The organism is Pseudoalteromonas sp. RB2-MNA-CIBAN-0110 (genome assembly GCF_040309305.1).
Lineage (GTDB): Bacteria > Pseudomonadota > Gammaproteobacteria > Enterobacterales > Alteromonadaceae > Pseudoalteromonas > Pseudoalteromonas arctica.
Genome location: NZ_JBEOOQ010000017.1, coordinates 1 through 18450 on the forward strand (window position 1 = coordinate 1; position 18450 = coordinate 18450).

Below are 18450 nucleotides of genomic sequence, written 5' to 3' on the forward strand. Positions count from 1 at the left end.
TGTTAATGTGCCGTCGTTTAGGCTGCTTGCATCAATTGGATCGGTGACATATTCACCGTTTTGAACGGTTGCCTGTACTTCAACGGGCGGGTTAACGCCATCGCTAATTGTTACAGTAACCGTTTGACCGTCTTCAACGTCAGTAACCGTACCGCGCACTACTATTGCAGCGCTTTCGCCGTTACCATTAATAACTGAGTCGGCTGTTTTATCTATAGTTGTGGTGATGGCTGTTGTATTATCAAGCTCCACTGAATCTTGTGCTGTTACAGGATTTCCTGCTAAATCAGACGCTGTTGCAGTGGCTATTAATGTGCCGTCGTTCAAACCGCTTGCATCAATTGGATCTGTTACATATTCACCGTTTTGAACGGTTGCTTGTACTTCAACAGGTGGGTTAACGCCGTCGCTGATTGTTACAGTAACTGTTTGACCGTCTTCAACGTCAGTAACCGTACCGCGCACTACTATTGCGGCACTTTCGCCGTTACCGTTAATTACGCTATCCGCTGTTTTATCAATACTGGTGGTGATGGCTGCGGTGTTATCAAGCTCAACCGTATCTTGTGCCGTTACAGGATTGCCTGCTAAATCAGACGCCGTTGCTGTGGCTGTTAATGTGCCATCATTTAGGCTACTTGCATCAATTGGATCGGTTACGTATTCGCCATTAATTACGGTTGCTTGTACTTCAACAGGTGGGTTGACGCCGTCGTTAATAGTCACCGTTACGGTTTGACCATCTTCAACGTCGGTAACCGTACCACGTACAACCACGGCGGCGCTTTCACCATTACCGTTAATAACACCGTCGTCGGTTTTATCAATGCTTGTGGTGATAGCGGCGGTATTATCTAGCTCGACACTATCCTCTGCGCTAACAGGGTTTCCTGCTAAATCAGACGCTGTTGCAGTGGCGGTTAATGTGCCGTCGTTTAATGCGCTTGCATCAATTAGATCTGTTACATATTCGCCACTTTGAACGGTTGCTTGTACTTCAATTGGAGGATTAACGCCGTCGTTAATAGTCACCGTTACGGTTTGACCATCTTCAACATCAGTAACCGTACCGCGTACTATAATTGCGGCGCTTTCGCCGTTGCCGTTAATAACACCGTCGGCTGTTTTATCAATGCTGGTAGTGATGGCTGCCGTGTTATCAAGCTCAACAGTATCTTGCGCTGTTACCGGGTTGCCTGCAGCATCTGATGCCGTTGCTGTGGCTGTTAATGTGCCGTCGTTTAATGCACTTGCATCAATAGGATCGGTGACGTATTCGCCGTTTTGCACGATTGCTTGTACTTCAACGGGCGGATTTATTCCATCGCTCAATACGACAGTAACGGTTTGACCATCTTCAATATCCGTAACTGTGCCGCGTATCACCATGGCTGCGCTTTCGCCATTGCCATTAATGACACCGTCGGCTGTTTTATCAATGCTGGTGGTAATGGCTGCCGTGTTATCAAGCTCGACTGAATCCACAGCGCTAACAGGGTTGCCTGCTAAATCAGACGCCGTTGCTGTTGCTGTTAATGTGCCATCGTTCAATGCGCTTGCATCAATTGGATCTGTTACATATTCGCCATTAATTACGGTTGCTTGTACTTCAACTGGAGGATTAACGCCGTCGTTAATAGTCACCGTTACGGTTTGACCGTCTTCAACATCAGTAACTGTTCCGCGCACTACTATTGCGGCACTTTCGCCGTTACCGTTAATAACTGAGTCGGCTGTTTTATCAATACTGGTGGTAATGGCTGCGGTGTTATCAAGCTCAACTGAATCCTCAGCGCTTACAGGGTTGCCTGCTACATCTGATGCAATTGCTGTGGAGGTTAATGTGCCGTCATTTAGTGCGCTTGCATCAATTGGATCTGTTACATATTCGCCGTTAATTACGGTTGCTTGTACTTCAATTGGAGGATTAACGCCGTCGCTGATGGTTACAGTAACGGTTTGACCATCTTCAACGTCAGTAACCGTACCGCGTACAACGATCTCTGTACTTTCGCCATTACCGTTAATTACTGAATCCGCTGTTTTATCAATGCTTGTGGTTATTGCAGCGGTATTATCAAGCTCAACCGTATCTTGTGCTGTTACAGGATTACCTGCCACATCTGATGCAGTTGCTGTGGCGGTTAATGTGCCATCGTTTAATGCGCTTGCATCAATTGGATCTGTTACGTATTCGCCGTTAATTACGGTTGCTTGTACTTCAACTGGCGGATTAACGCCGTCGCTGATTGTTACAGTAACGGTTTGACCATCTTCAACGTCAGTAACTGTACCGCGTACAACAATTGCGGCACTTTCGCCGTTGCCGTTAATAACACCGTCGGCTGTTTTATCAATGCTGGTAGTGATGGCTGCGGTGTTATCTAGCTCGACAGAATCCACAGCGCTAACAGGGTTGCCTGCTAAATCAGACGCCGTTGCAGTAGCGGTTAATGTGCCATCATTCAATGCGCTGGCATCAATCGGATCGGTTACGTATTCGCCATTTTGAACAATTGCTTGTACTTCAACTGGCGGGTTAACGCCATCGCTGATAGTGACATTAACCGTTTGACCATCTTCAACATCAGTAACTGTTCCGCGTACAACGATCTCTGTACTTTCGCCGTTACCGTTAATAACTGAGTCAGCTGTTTTATCAATACTGGTGGTAATGGCTGCCGTGTTATCAAGCTCAACCGTATCTTGTGCTGTTACAGGATTACCTGCCACATCTGATGCAGTTGCTGTGGCGGTTAATGTGCCATCGTTTAGTGCGCTTGCATCAATTGGATCTGTTACGTATTCGCCGTTAATTACGGTTGCTTGTACTTCAATTGGAGGATTAACGCCGTCGCTGATGGTTACAGTAACGGTTTGACTATCTTCAACATCAGTAACTGTTCCGCGCACTACTATTGCGGCACTTTCGCCGTTACCGTTAATAACTGAGTCGGCTGTTTTATCAATACTGGTGGTAATGGCTGCGGTGTTATCAAGCTCAACTGAATCCTCAGCGCTTACAGGGTTGCCTGCTAAATCAGACGCCGTTGCAGTAGCGGTTAATGTGCCATCATTCAGGCTACTTGCATCAATTGGATCTGTTACGTATTCGCCGTTTTGCACAATTGCTTGTACTTCAACAGGTGGGTTAACACCATCGCTGATTGTTACAGTAACCGTTTGACCGTCTTCAACGTCGGTAACCGTACCACGTACAACAATTGCGGCACTTTCGCCGTTGCCGTTAATAATACCGTCGTCAGTTTTATCAATGCTGGTGGTGATCGTTGTTGTATTATCAAGTTCAACTGTATCTTGTGCTGTTACCGGGTTGCCTGCTAAATCAGACGCCGTTGCGGTCGCGGTTAATGTGCCGTCGTTCAATGTACTTGCATCAATCGGATCGGTGACGTATTCGCCATTAATTACTGTTGCTTGTACTTCAATTGGAGGATTAACACCATCGCTGATGGTTACAGTAACTGTTTGACCGTCTTCAACGTCGGTAACCGTACCACGTACAACAATTGCAGCGCTTTCGCCGTTACCGTTAATAATACCGTCGTCAGTTTTATCAATGCTAGTTGTAATAGCTGCGGTACTGTCTTGCGAAAATGAATCTACGGCTTGGATAGCGTTTCCTGCGGTATCAGCTACGTTTGCCGTTGCTGTTATTTCACCATCTGCTAATGATGAAATATCTATTTCTGTTAATTCATATTGTCCGTTTTCAACAATAGCAGTAACTTGAACTTCATTACCTTCGCTATCAGAAAGTATAATAGTAACTTCTTGACCATCTTCAATACCGTCCACGGTACCGCTTAAAGAGAGATCTGTATTCTCAGAATTTCCATTTACAACGCCATCATTTGTTTTATCAATATTTAGTGTAAGCGTATTTTGAGTGTCTTTTACGAGCGCTACATTTTTTGTTACTTCGTTGCCTGCTGCGTCAAAAATACTTACTTCTGCTGATATTTCGCCATCAATAAGTGACTCTATATCACCACTTATTTGCCAATTTCCGTTCTCGTCAACTTCAGTATTTACAATAACTTGCTGACCATTGCTATCAATAAAGGTAACCGTTACTTGTTGACCTGGCTCAACATCAGCAACAGTTCCGCTTAAAGCTACGTTACTTTGTTCTGCGCTATTTATAACGCCATCAGTATCTTCTACTGTAAAAGTGGTATCAATTAAATTGTCATGTTGGACTTCATCTAATGAAGTTGCAGAATTTCCGGCTAAATCTTGTGCGGTTGCGGTAGCTGTAATCGTTCCATCGTTAAATGTTGAAAGATCTATACCTGTAATTTCGTATAAACCATTAACAACAATTGCTGTTAGTGTGAGCGGAGCATTTACACCGTCGTTTATAACAACGGTAACAACTTGACCATCTTCAATACCTTCAACTGACCCTCTAATGGTAACGTTTGTGTCTTCTGCATTACCGTTTAATACACCGTCGCTGGTTTTATCTATTTCAACATTAATTGATGCGGTTTTGTCTTGCTCAACAGTATCTTGTGCTGTAGCGCTATTACCAAGTAGATCTTGGGCTGAAGCTGTAGCTGTAATAGTGCCATTATTCAAAATAGAAATATCAGCTTCGAATTGATACATACCATTTTCAACAATTGCATTAACGGTAATTTCATTGCCGTCAGCATCTTGCAATATCACTACAACCGTTTGACCGTCTTCTATACCTACAACCGTACCCGACACCAACACTATATTTTCGGCAGAGTTGATTACGCCATCGTCAGTTTCGCTTATTTCAACGGTAATAGTTGCAGTTGTATCTTTTGTAAATGATTTTTGAGTTTGCGTGTCATTGCCGGCTATATCAATAGTACTCACTTGTACCGAATAATCGCCATCGGCTAAATCTGCAAATGGCTGAGAACCAATACTCCACTGCCCATCGATAATGGTGGTTTCGTATGTAGCAACAACAGCACCTGATGCGTCTAATATTGTTACAGTAACTATTTGTCCGTCTTGGACATCTTCAACTTCACCTTCAATTTCGGTAGCTGAATTTGTATTTAGACCATCTTCAAAATCAATGAAAATGTTAGCTTCGGTGTCTTTTATTTTTGTTTCACTTGCTGCATCTTCTTCATTGCCGCCAACTAACGAAACGGTTGCAGTTATTTGACCATCATCCAATGTAGTAATATCGACATTACTTACTGACCACATACCATTTTGAACTACTGCGGTAACAATAATTTCGTTGCCACTTTGATCACTTAGAATTATTTGTACAATTTCACCGTCGGCAACATTTTCTACAGTGCCAGAAAACTCTAACGCAACAGCTTCGTATTTATTAATAAATATATTATCGCCACCAAAGCGATCAACGGTAAATATGGGATCAGGAATAAATTCAATAAAGTCTTCGTCTTGCCCTTCACTTAATACATCGGGGGTTGTTTCATAACCAGAGTCAGGGATCAGCTTCTGTGCATGACGCGATATTAATTCAAATGCGACTTCGGCTTGGCTTCCGTCAATTTGGCTAATTTTTGTATTGTTATTATTTTGGCTGAGTGGACTATCTGAAGGATTTTGACTTAAATCGGTTACGAGTTGTGCAATAATATCTTGCGGTACCGTATACTCTTTATTGCTTTCAGGGAATATAAGTTCATTACCTTCAAGTTCAATATCGTTACTATTTAATACTGGTAAGTCTCTTAATTGCTCAGGTACTGAGTCTACTTCGACCCAATCTCCATTTTCCATTACAACCCAGATATTATTAAGTAGTTCAACAATCGCAACAGCTTGATTTAAAATTTCCAAAGTAGATCCTAAACAATTGATAACGTTATTATTAAATTAACAATAACTTATTTATTATGATTTTACACAAAAGCAGTATTAAAACCAAAACATTTTACAAAAAAGTAACATTGATTTTTATATTGATTTAGCTAAATTTAAACTAATATAAATGCTTTTATACTATAAATAGCATAAAGATCAATACTAAAATTGTTACTAACAAATAAATACTCTTAAACTTATTTTTTAAAAAATATATACAAAAACAAATGGTTAATAACTAGACTAAAAAAATGTTAACATATTAACTATAATTTATAGGTTGTTTTATGTTCTCAAAATGCAGCCCCTTTCACGCAAATAGTAGTTATTAATTTATGCAAAACGCGCGTTATATTCCATTCAGAAAACACGATATTGTAGCCATGTGTAGCGAAGAGCTTAAAAGCAGTACACAACAAGCATCGTTTAAACAATTTTGCGACTTACTGGCTAGCCTTATTCATTACGATTACCACTCAATACTTGAGTCACTTAAAAACAACTATGCGCCGTTTGATCCTAATAGCGATGTCCGTCTAATGACTTTAGTCTCTATTGAGAAAAAAACACAATGCCAACACGATTTCGCTAAAGATTTTGCTAAAGTATTAAACGCAGCTAATTTTGAAGTGATCACCAATGAAGACCTACAAGATGCATTAAACGAAGAGTCACTATTTAAAGTGCGCCTTGAAGTTGAGTTTGACGACTTTGAAGAAGTGGTATTTTATCGCCGTGGCGAGTCGCAACTCACTGAAACCATTACCAGCTTTTGGGGCTTGCGTAAAAAGCCACTGCACTTTACTAATTACGACCGTGTTGCCGTGTTTATTCGCTTTAAAGATAGCGCTTATTTTTCAGCTAAAAATAAAACGCCTCTGGGGTTTGAGCCAAGTTCAACCATAGTAAAGCTGTTTCAAAATGTGCCAAAGGCCGATCTTGAAATGCTATTTCCTAATAGCGAAGTACGCATGCGCCCTATCGATAAGGTTATTATTGGATCGTCTGCTTTAGTTGGCGGTGCAGTGGTACTTATAACTAAATTGGGTGCATCAATCGTATTATTACTTGCTCTATTTGCTTTTTGGGGTGGCTTTAGAAGTGAAGCCGTCGAAATGACTCAACAACACTTTATTACCTTTGCTATTGGTATGGGCGTATTTGGCAGTTTTATTTTTAAAGAATGGAGTAAATTTAAAAATCGTAAAATTAAATTTATGAAAGCCCTTAGCGATAACCTCTATTTTAAAAACCTCGATAATAACGCGGGTGTTTTTCATACGCTTATTGACGCCGCCGAAGAAGAAGACATAAAAGAAGCCCTGCTTGCGTATACCTTTTTACTAAAATCAGAAAGCGGCTTAACCGCACAAACGCTTGATGAACAAATAGAGCATTGGTTTAAAAATAAATACCAGTGCGATCTTGATTTTGAAATTAGCGACGCACTTGAAAAGCTGGTACGTATGCGTTTGGTAACGTGTAGTAACGAAATAGAAGGTAGTGAAGTGTATAGCGCACTGAGTTTAGAACACGCAAAAACGATATTAGATGAGCGTTGGGATAATCTGTTTCAGTATAATTAACCTAAACTCTGATTAATTAGTTTATAAAAAGCAGCTGTAAGTACAGCTGCTTTTTTGATTACATTATTAATAGCTAATATTTAAGCTAATTCAGCTTCTGCTTTTTTAGTAAATTTAGAATGCACTAATTTATAAAGTGCAGGCAATATTAATAGTGTCAGTAGAGTTGATGAAATAATCCCGCCAACCACTACGGTGGCGAGAGGTTTTTGCATTTCAGAACCCGTTCCCGAATTAAGCGCCATAGGTATAAAGCCTAAACTTGCCACCAGCGCCGTCATCAGTACTGGGCGCAAGCGCTGTAATGCACCGCTGTGAATTGCATCAAACAAACTTAAACCATCGCTTCGTAACTGCTTAATAAACGACAGCATAACCACGCCGTTTAATACCGCTACACCACTTAGGGCAATAAAGCCGACACCCGCTGAGATTGACAGCGGCATATCGCGCAGCAATAAAGCAAGTACACCACCCGTTAATGCCAGTGGCACACCACTAAATATAATCAATGAATCACGAAGCGATCCAAAGGCGCTATACAGTAAGCCAAATATAAGCAGTAAAGTGACCGGCACAACCAACGACAATCGCTTACTTGCCGATTGTAGCTGCTCAAACGTGCCGCCGTATTCAAGCCAATAGCCACTTGGTAAGTTAAGTGATTCATTCATGCTTGCTTGCGCATCACTTACGAAGCTTGCTAAATCGCGCCCTTCCACATTGGCAGTTACCACTACGTTACGCTTACCGCTTTCGCGGTTTATTTGATTAGGCCCTTTTTCAATGCTAATTGTTGCCACTTCGCCAAGCGGTACAAACGCAAGTTCTGGGTTACTATCTTTAGGTAAAGCAACTGGCAAACGAGCAAGTGCTGATACATCGCTAGACCAACGTTTATCAAGGCGCACAAATAACGAAAAGCGTTTATCGCCCTCGTAAATTAGCCCGGTTTGCACGCCGCCAACAGCGGCGGCAAGTGTTTGTTGAATATCGTTTACGCTTAAACCCAGTAACGCCATGTGGTCGCGCATTGGTGTTACCGAAAGTGTTGGCAATCCTTCCATTTGCTCCAAACGTACATCGGTAGCGCCTGCAATATTACGCATTAGCCCTGTGGCTTTTTCGCCAAACTCTTTAAGTACGCTTAAGTCGTCACCATAAATACGCAGTGCCACATCAGCGCGCACGCCAGCAATTAACTCGTTAAAGCGCATTTCTATTGGTTGTGTAAATTCGTAATTATTACCCGGTACATCGTTAACACGGGTACGAATTTGTTGAACCAACTCTGCCTTAGTAAGTGCTGGATTAGGCCACTTTTCTTGCGGTTTGAGTATTAAAAAAGTATCGGCAACATTGGGCGGCATAGGATCGCTTGCTACATCGGCAGTACCAATTTTTGAAAATACGTTAGCAACCTCAGGCTGATCTAATATGGCTTGCTCAAGCTCTTTTTGCATTTGCACAGATTGCTCAATACCAGTGCCAGTAATGCGCAGCGCGTGCATAGCAATATCGCCCTCATCAAGTTTTGGTAAAAATTCTGCGCCCATGTTTTTAACTTTAAAACCAAGCACTAATACTAATGCAGTGGCAATACCCACCATCAGCCACGGTAATTTAAGCGATATACCAAGTAATGGCTTATACACTTTTTTAACGCCGCGCATGACTGCGTTTTCGGTTTCATCAACCTTACCGCGAACAAACACTGCAATAGCAGCCGGTACAAAGGTAACGCCAAATATAAGCGCGCCAATTAACGCCGCAACTACAGTAAATGCCATTGGCTGAAACATTTTGCCTTCAACGCCGCTTAGTGCAAATAAAGGTAAGTAAACCAGCATAATAATAACAATGCCAAATACAGCCGGTGTAAATACTTCTTTGGTGGCTGCGGTCACTACATTTAAACGCTCGTTTAAGGTAAGTAGCCTGCCATGTTTATGCTGAGCTACACCGAGTTGGCGCAGGCAGTTTTCAACAACAATTACAGCGCCATCAACAATTAAACCAAAGTCGATTGCGCCTAAACTCATTAGGTTACCCGATACGCGATTACCCACCATACCTGTAACAGCAAACAACATACTCAACGGAATAACCATTGCCGTAATAAGCGCGCCCGTTACATTGCCCAGCAGTAATAGCAAAATCACTATCACTAAAACGGCACCTTCAAATAAGTTGGTTTGCACGGTTGCTATGGTTTTATCAACAAGAGTGGTACGGTCGTAAACCGCTTCAACAATAACGCCAGCGGGTAAGCTTTTTTGCACATCAACTAACTTATCAGCCATAGCTTTTGCCACTACGCGGCTGTTTTCACCAATTAGCATCATCGCGGTACCGAGCACAGTTTCCTCACCATTATAAGTGGCTGCGCCGGTTCTAAGCTCTTTGCCTAAATGCACATTTGCTACATCTTTAATGCGTACCGGTGCATCATCGCGCTTAGCTATAACGGTATTGGCTATGTCATTAATGGTTTTTAACTGCCCAGGCGAGCGTACTAAATATTGCCCATCAAAGCGCTCAATATAGCCTGCGCCTCGGTTACTGTTGTTTACCTCAAGTGCGGTAATTACATCGCTAATAGTAAGCTTATAGGCAATGAGTTTTTCGGGCACTGGCGCTACTTGGTATTGACGCTCAAAACCACCTTGGCTGTTTATTTCGGTTACGCCTTTTACTTTTAAAAGCTGCGGACGAATAACCCAATCTTGCAAAGTACGTAAGTCTTCGGCGTTGTAGGCAGTGCCATCTTCTTTTAACGCATTAGGCGCGGCGTGCACACTATAAGTAAATATTTCGCCTAAACCACTGGCAATAGGACCCAAGTTTGGCTCTACGTTATTAGGTAAGTCGGATCGAATACTTTGAATACGCTCACCAATTTGCTGACGCGCCCAATAAATATCGGTGCCTTCATTAAAAATAACCGTTACTTGCGAAAGCCCATAACGCGAAAGCGAACGGGTGTAATCAAGCTTAGGTATGCCCGCCATGGCGGTTTCTACTAAGTAGGTAATGCGTTGCTCTACCTCTAATGGCGTAAAGCCCTGCGCTTTGGTATTAATTTGCACTTGTACGTTAGTTATATCGGGTACTGCGTCTACTGCTAAATTTTGAATGTTGTATACACCAAATCCAGCAAATAAAAATGTAAGCGCAAGCACCAGCATGCGGCGTTTAACCGCAAAAGAAACTATCCAATTAATCATGGTGCCTCCTAGTGAGCGTGGCTTGCGCCGCTTTTTAAAATATCAGCTTTAATGACATAACTATTGTCTGTTACGTATTCGCTACCTGCGTTTAAGCCTGTAAGTACTTCTACCCACTCGCTATTTTTTGCACCTAAGGTAACGGGACGCACTTCAAATACATTATTTTTACGAACAAACACACTGGGTTGACCGTTAAATTCTTGAATTGCTTGTGGCTTAACACGCACGCTGGCATTTATTTTAGCCACACTTACATCGCTATTTATATGCATGCCTGGGCGCCAATGCCCGTCTGGATTATTAAGCTCTATACGGGCGCGCGCTATGTGCCCGCCAGTCATCATTGGGGCTATAAAAAACACTTTTCCTTGCGTATTTAAATGATGATGCAAGTCGTACACTTTAGCGCTTTGACCAATGGCTAGCTTTTCAATGTTTTCAGGAAAAGCCGACAGCTCAACCCATACTTTATCAAGGTTAACTACCTGCATTAGTGCGCTGGTGCTTGCAAGCTCGCCACGTTTTAAGTATTGCTCGGTTACAACGCCGCTAATTGGGCTTTTAATAGGGTAGTTTTGCAGTGTTTCGCGGTTGGTTACATTGGCAAGTACTTCGCCTTTTTTAACGTTTTGACCAATGCTTACAAAAATATCACTGATCAATCCGGCATACGGCGCCATTACTTCTACCGTGCCGTGCTGCGTTGGTGCAATAACGCCAAAAAGCGTATCGGTAATATCCACTTCACCACTTTGCGCTATCTCGGTTTTAATGCCTGCGCGCTCAATAGCTCGCTCTGTTAACGTAGTTTGCCCTTCGTGTTGGTCGAATTCATAGCTAATGCTCTCACCGTTATAATTAGCAGTAACGGTAAGTGCAAACGAATGCGGTTCGTTAATTGATTGCGTGCTCACAAGGTAGTCGCCCTCAGCTGTAAACTGTATATTTTGCGGGGCTTCAACTAAACGTTTTAAACTCATTGTTATGTTTAAGTCGTTTATATTAATTGGCTTATTTTGTTTATAGCCGTATACACGTAGCTCAACATTACCTGCAAATTCTTGCAATTTAAGCTCAAGTGTTAATTTAGGGTCAGTTAATAAAAAGCCGCCGTGTGGACCTTGTTTTTTCTCGTGTTGCTCTGTTTCTTTATGACCTGACTCGCCATGCTCAGCAGAGGCAAATACACCTGTGCTTACAAAGCTGCTGGCAAACGAAAGTGATACTAATAATGCGATTATATTTTTATTCATGATTGATGAGTCTCAATTAAAGATTGGCCTGTTAAACGCTCAAGAGTAAGTAGCACTTGGTACAGCTCTGCGTGAGTGGTAATAAGTGTGCGTTTAGAATCAAAAAGTGCTTGTTGAGCATCAAGCAATTGCAACACCGAAATTTGTCCGCGTTGATAACTTTTTAGGCTTTGCTCAATCAATGTTTGTGCCTGAGGAATAATTTGATCAGATAATAGCTTTGCCTGATTAGCTCGACCTTGATAATAAGCGTACAAAGTACGTACTTGCTGGCGTAGCTGGATGCGCAATTGCCCTTGCTGCTCATTTAAAAGCATGAGCTGACTATTTGCAGCTGCAATATTGCCGCTATTAGAATTGCTTAATTGCAGTGGCATAGAAAACGAAAACACTAACGAGCTGGAGTCATTTTGCTGGTTATAGCGCACGCCTCCCCCTACGTTAATATCGGTTTGTCCGTTTGCTTTTTGTAGTGTTAAGTTGGCTGTTTGCTGTAAATATTGCTGCTGTAATAATGCAAATTCAGGAGCTTGGTTAACCGCATCTAAAAGTGCTTGCGCTGATTTAAGCGCAGTAATTACATTAATATTGCCAGCAAAAGTATCGTAGGGTTGCTCCTCACTCCACAGCTCGTTAATCGATAAACTTGCTCGCTCAAATTCACTATTAAGCATGGCTTTATCAAGCTCTACTTGGCTAAGTGCATAACGCATGCGCGTTACATCGGCTTGCGACGCAGCACCCGCATTAGCTCTTTGTTCAATCGCTTTAAGTGCTTGGGTTACGACCTGTTTACGCTCGTTGTTTAAACTTAATAATGTTTGAAATTTAAGCCCTTGGTAGTATCGCTCAGCAGTGGTTGCTAATAAGGCTAAACGGGTATTTTGATACTGTATTGCTTGGGCTTTAATATTGGCGGTTGCGTAATTAATACGGCTTTGGCGCTTATCGCCCAGCTCTATTAGTTGGCTAAGCCCGAGCGTTATTTCAGCGCCTTGAATGTCACGCGCCTTGTTTGTGCCCAGTAAGTTTTCAGCTTCAACATTCAATACAGGATTAGGCGAAAGTGCAGCTTGTGATTTAAGCGCACTCAATATTTTTTGATGATACGGGTAGCGTTTTAATACCAGATTTTGTTGTTCGGTATTACTCAGTGCCTGCTTAAGGGTTAATGTTTTAACATTCGCCAAAGTACTAAAAGCAGGTAGCGCGCACATTAGCGCCACCAGCATAATTGGTTTTTTATTCATATAGCGTGTCCGTTTTTTAACAAACAGAGTTAACTTAATCACTGCGCCTATTTTAAAAACAAGCGCGATCAAGCAACCTAAATATGTAAATAACTAGCCTAATAGCGCACAAGCGCAGGCAGTTTTTACAAAGTATTTAAAATTAAAAGCTAGCTATAAAAATTTGGTGGCGGTACATCTGGCGGGTAATTTAACCCGTTATAGCACGCAGGCGAAGTTGCTTTACTTTGCTCTGGACTTATTGAATGGCTAGAGGTGCTGTTGTAGCCACAATGGCAATGTTGGTGGGCATGAATCTCGGTAGTTGATGTTTTATCGCTTTGGTTATCATCGGCTGTGGAGTCGCCTTGCGATAACGAACTGGTTACGTGATCAACGTCTTCTTGCAAATGATACGCAGCACCATCACAGCTAATAAAGCTATGTACAAGCACTAATAATATCACTATTAAAAAACGGTTTGAGCGCATTACCTACCTAAAACTCTAAAATGCAATTTAAGAAATCGCACAATACCTTAAATTTATTCAAATGTAGAGAGCCGCTAACGTTATTTTCTAAATTCGCTTGGCGACACACCTACCGACTTCTTAAAACGTTTGGAAAAATTAAAAATATTAGAGTACCCCACATAACTTGCCACATGCGAAATTGGCCAAGCCGTGTTTAACAGTAAGTTTTTAGCTCGCTCAATGCGTAAATAAATAAGTTGTTGTATTGGGCTTTTACCAAATTGGGCTTGGCATAAACGGTGTAAATGCGGCGATGAATAATGCACATGTTCGCACATTACCTCTATTGTCCAATCAAACTGCAAGCGCTTGTCTACCTCTTCAAACAGACTAATTAAACGGTTATGCGCCGCACCCTGTGAGTTATTTTGCAGCGTAGCATTTAAGTAATGACTTAAAATAGGCGTTACGCTTTCGCGTAAATTAGCATTAGGCTCGCTGTATAAAAGCTCCATAGCAAGGTGTAACGGTTCAAGTTTTTGCTCGGTTAGTACCAGTGCTTGCGCTAAGTTTAAATGCTGCCAACGTTTAGTATTTGCAAGGTTTAACCAAATAACATCCCAATGTTCAGCATCAATTTTCACTTCAAAGCTTTGCTTTGCTGGTAGCACAATAAGTGTATTGGCATTAAGTGTATACTGCTCATTTTGTGTTGTTAATTTACCCTGCCCTGCAAGCGTATAAAAAAGTGTATGTTCTAGCGGTGCTGAGCGTGCTACGCAATAACGACCCGATAGGTTTGAGCAACCCGCAAGTGCTATTTCAAGGTTTGCCATTTGCGCGAGCGTTTGTGAATCAATAAAGCGCTCTATACAACGCGGACCAATATCGAGTATGTCTTTAATGTTATAGCGCATAATTACAATGATAGTTTTGGACAAATAAAGGAGAGCTTTAAGCATAACCCCTGCGATTATTTTTAGCTATATTTAGCGCATTATAATTGCCCGCTTATGCAATAGGATAAACATGACCTCTTTACAGCACATAATTAATCGCCGAGATTGGGAAAACCCAATTTCAGTACAAGTTAATCAAGTAAAAGCGCACAGCCCACTCAATGGTTTTAAAAGCGTTGAACATGCTCGCACCAATACACAGCCACAAAAACAGTGTTTAAATGGGCAATGGGACTTTAAATTATTTGATAAACCCGAAGCGGTTGATGAGTCATTGCTAAGTGAAACACTAAACAGCAACTGGCAAAGTATTACAGTGCCTTCTAACTGGCAATTACACGGCTTTGATAAACCTATTTACTGTAATGTTAAGTACCCATTTGCAGTTAACCCGCCTTTTGTACCAAGCGACAACCCTACAGGCTGTTACCGCACTGAATTTAATATAAGCGAAAGTCAGCTAACTCAGCGTAATCATATTATTTTTGAAGGCGTTAACTCGGCGTTTCACCTGTGGTGTAACGGACAGTGGGTGGGTTATTCACAAGATAGCCGTTTACCGAGCGAGTTTGATTTAAGCGAACTGTTAGTTGCAGGCACTAACCGTATTGCCGTTATGGTTATTCGTTGGAGCGATGGCAGTTATTTAGAAGATCAGGACATGTGGTGGCTAAGCGGTATTTTTCGCGATGTTAACTTACTTACAAAACCACAAAACCAAATACGTGATGTGTTTATAACCCCCGATTTAGACGCTTGCTATCGCGATGCAGCACTACATATAAAAACGGCGATTAATGCGCCGAATAACTACCAAGTAGCAGTGCAAATTTTTGATGATAAAACACCACTATGTGAGCCACAAATTCAAAGTACTAACAATAAACGTGTTGATGAAAAAGGTGGCTGGAGCGATGTTGTATTTCAAACAATTGATATACAAAGCCCTAAAAAATGGACCGCCGAAACCCCGTACTTATACCGCTGCGTTGTAAGTCTGCTTGATGAGCATGGCAATACCGTCGATGTTGAAGCCTACGACATTGGCTTTAGAAAAGTAGAAATGCTTAACGGGCAACTGTGTGTAAACGGCAAGCCGCTACTTATTCGCGGTGTTAACCGCCACGAACACCACCCAGAAAACGGTCATGCAGTTACTACCGCCGATATGATTGAAGATATTAAGCTGATGAAGCAAAATAACTTTAACGCCGTGCGTACTGCTCACTACCCTAATCATCCCCGTTTTTATGAGCTATGTGACCAGCTAGGTTTATACGTAGTTGATGAAGCAAATATAGAAACCCATGGCATGTTCCCTATGGGGCGTTTAGCTAGCGATCCGCAGTGGGCTGGTGCATTTATGTCGCGTTATACACAAATGGTTGAGCGCGATAAAAACCACACCTCAATTATTATTTGGTCACTAGGAAACGAATGCGGACACGGCGCAAATCATGATGCCATGTACGGCTGGTCAAAAAGCTTTGACCCTTCTCGCCCAGTGCAATACGAAGGCGGCGGTGCAAACACAACGGCTACCGACATTATTTGTCCAATGTACGCCCGTGTAGATACCGATATTAAAGACGATGCGGTACCTAAATACTCTATTAAAAAGTGGCTAAGCCTACCGGGTGAAACTCGCCCGCTTATTTTATGTGAATACGCCCATGCAATGGGTAACAGCCTAGGTAGCTTTGACGATTACTGGCAAGCATTTAGAGAATATCCGCGCTTGCAAGGTGGCTTTATTTGGGATTGGGTAGATCAAGGTTTATCTAAAACTGACGAAAACGGTGAACATTATTGGGCTTACGGCGGCGACTTTGGTGATGAACTAAATGACCGTCAATTTTGTATAAACGGGTTATTGTTCCCAGACCGCACGCCGCACCCTAGCCTGTTTGAGGCTAAATACAGCCAGCAACATTTACAATTTACATTGCGTGAGCAAAATCAAAACCAATACACCATTGATATATTAAGCGATTACGTATTTAGACACACAGATAACGAAAAACTGGTTTGGCAATTAATGCAAAATGGCATCTGTGTTGAGCAAGGCGAGCATGTACTTAATATTGCTCCGCAAAGTACGCACACGTTAACTATTAAAACTAAAACAGCGTTTGAGCAAGGTGCGCAATATTACCTTAATTTAGATGTAGCATTAGTTAACGACTCACACTTTGCAAACGCTAATCACGTTATGGATTCAGAGCAGTTCAAGCTTATAAATAGTAACAATTTAAGCAGTAAGTTATTTGTATCATCATCTGAGAAAAACGCTATAAGTGTTAGCGAAACCGACTCTCAACTAAGTATTGAAAACGATAAATTTAAACTTGTTTTTAGCAAGCAATCAGGGCTTATAGAGCAGTGGTTACAAAACGATACTCAGGTTATTAGTAGCCCACTGGTTGATAACTTTTATCGTGCCCCACTTGATAACGACATTGGTGTAAGCGAAGTAGACAATCTAGACCCCAATGCATGGGAGGCTCGTTGGTTGCGTGCAGGTATAGGGCAATGGCAGCGAACATGCAGCTCAATTCACGCAGTGCAATCAAGCGTTGATGTACGTATTGCTTGTGTATTTAATTACGAATTTAATGGCGTGCTACAGGCTCAAACACAGTGGCTATATACACTAAATAATACCGGCAATATTAGCTTAAATATTGAAGTGCACTTAAACGATACTCTCCCACCAATGCCGCGTATAGGGCTAAGTACAACACTTAACAAGCAAAGCGATACAAAAATAAACTGGCTAGGTTTAGGGCCTTTTGAAAACTACCCAGATCGTAAAGCCGCAGCACGTTTAGGTTATTACAGCTTGAGCTTAAATGAGCTACATACACCGTATATATTCCCAACTGATAATGGCCTGCGTAGTGATTGCCAATTACTGAGTATTAATAACTTAACCGTGACTGGCGCGTTTTTGTTTGCAGCCAGCGAGTATTCGCAAAGTACGCTAACGCAAGCAAAACACACTAACGAACTAATTGCTGATGATTGCGTACATGTACACATTGATCATCAACATATGGGTGTAGGTGGCGATGATTCATGGAGCCCAAGTACTCATAAAGAGTATTTACTTGAGCAAAAGCAGTACAGTTATTCTTTAACTTTTTCAGCTAAATAATTTAGTAGTTAACCTACAAAAACAGCGGCCAAATTGGCCGCTATTCTTCAATTAATAAACTCTATTTTTTAGCTAGCTTTTTAACTAATACGTTATCAAGCGAAAAGCTTCCCGCTCCTTGAATAGCTAAAACTACAGTTACTACAAGTAATGTTAATGCGTATTCATAGCCATTGTTTGCCATAAATAAGCCATTACTAATATGTACGCTAAAAATAGCAATCAGCATAGTAAAGCCGGCAACTACAGCAGCTGGGCGAGTTAAAAAACCAATTGCTAATGCAATGCCACCAAAAAACTCAGCGCTACCTGCCATCATTGCTAACCAATAGCCAGGCTCTAAACCAATACTCGCCATCCATTGGCCTGTACCTTCAAGCCCGTAACCGCCAAACCAAGCAAATAGTTTTTGTGCACCATGCGCCGCTAAAATAAGGCCAACTGGTACTCGTAAAATTAATGCTGCTACGCCTGCTTTTGAACTTAATAATGTATTTAGTAATTTCATGAGTTTAGTCCTGTTTTAATTTATTTAATCGTTAGATTTTTCCTAACCGTTGAGCACAGTTTACTATCATCATTCAAAAACATTAATACGGAATTTATTGGTTAATTAGCAACACAGTATTTATAATAAACCATAAAAAAACCGCCAACCTAAAGGTTGACGGTTTTTTATTAACGCTAAAACTTAGTATATTTAAGTAAGC

Annotated in this window: 9 protein-coding genes; 2 read left to right on the forward strand and 7 right to left on the reverse strand. The window is 41.6% G+C overall.

The annotated features are described in order from the left end of the window. The coding region (locus tag AAEY68_RS10120) for a beta strand repeat-containing protein (RefSeq protein WP_350585882.1) at positions 1 to 5829 on the reverse strand (5829 nt) is incomplete at its 3' end. Between the two features lie 359 nt (positions 5830 to 6188). On the opposite strand from AAEY68_RS10120, the gene AAEY68_RS10125 reads away from it, so the two are divergent. Next, entirely contained in the window at positions 6189 to 7439 is a 1251-nt protein-coding gene (locus AAEY68_RS10125; protein ID WP_024594096.1) for a TMEM143 family protein, read from the forward strand. An 80-nt stretch (positions 7440 to 7519) separates the two neighbouring features. Here the strand turns inward: AAEY68_RS10125 and AAEY68_RS10130 are convergent, their stop codons facing one another. The 5 genes from AAEY68_RS10130 to AAEY68_RS10150 all read right to left on the reverse strand — a co-directional run bounded on the left by AAEY68_RS10130 (position 7520) and on the right by AAEY68_RS10150 (position 14541). Then, positions 7520 to 10666: an efflux RND transporter permease subunit gene (locus tag AAEY68_RS10130; protein WP_024594097.1), complete on the reverse strand. Its 3147-nt coding sequence runs from the start codon at positions 10664 to 10666 to the stop codon at positions 7520 to 7522. An 8-nt stretch (positions 10667 to 10674) separates the two neighbouring features. Further along, positions 10675 to 11922: an efflux RND transporter periplasmic adaptor subunit gene (locus AAEY68_RS10135; protein ID WP_350585883.1), complete on the reverse strand. Its 1248-nt coding sequence runs from the start codon at positions 11920 to 11922 to the stop codon at positions 10675 to 10677. Then, positions 11919 to 13172: a TolC family protein gene (locus AAEY68_RS10140; RefSeq protein ID WP_350585884.1), complete on the reverse strand. Its 1254-nt coding sequence runs from the start codon at positions 13170 to 13172 to the stop codon at positions 11919 to 11921. Before AAEY68_RS10140 ends, AAEY68_RS10135 begins: the two co-directional genes overlap by 4 nt. A 149-nt stretch (positions 13173 to 13321) precedes the next feature. Beyond that, positions 13322 to 13642 (reverse strand): hypothetical protein, encoded by a 321-nt coding sequence (locus AAEY68_RS10145; RefSeq protein WP_008135125.1) that lies wholly within the window; start codon positions 13640 to 13642, stop codon positions 13322 to 13324. 80 nt (positions 13643 to 13722) lie between these two features. Next, the gene (locus AAEY68_RS10150) at positions 13723 to 14541 is read right to left on the reverse strand and encodes an AraC family transcriptional regulator (RefSeq protein WP_024594100.1); all 819 of its coding nucleotides are present in this window, start codon (positions 14539 to 14541) and stop codon (positions 13723 to 13725) included. A gap of 112 nt (positions 14542 to 14653) precedes the next feature. Here AAEY68_RS10150 and AAEY68_RS10155 point away from each other — a divergent pair, with 112 nt between their 5' ends. Next, positions 14654 to 17740, forward strand: a complete 3087-nt coding sequence (locus tag AAEY68_RS10155; RefSeq protein WP_350585886.1) for a beta-galactosidase — start codon at positions 14654 to 14656, stop codon at positions 17738 to 17740. Between the two features lie 61 nt (positions 17741 to 17801). Here the strand turns inward: AAEY68_RS10155 and AAEY68_RS10160 are convergent, their stop codons facing one another. Next, the gene (locus AAEY68_RS10160) at positions 17802 to 18248 is read right to left on the reverse strand and encodes a DoxX family protein (RefSeq protein ID WP_350585887.1); all 447 of its coding nucleotides are present in this window, start codon (positions 18246 to 18248) and stop codon (positions 17802 to 17804) included. Positions 18249 to 18450 lie beyond the last annotated feature (202 nt).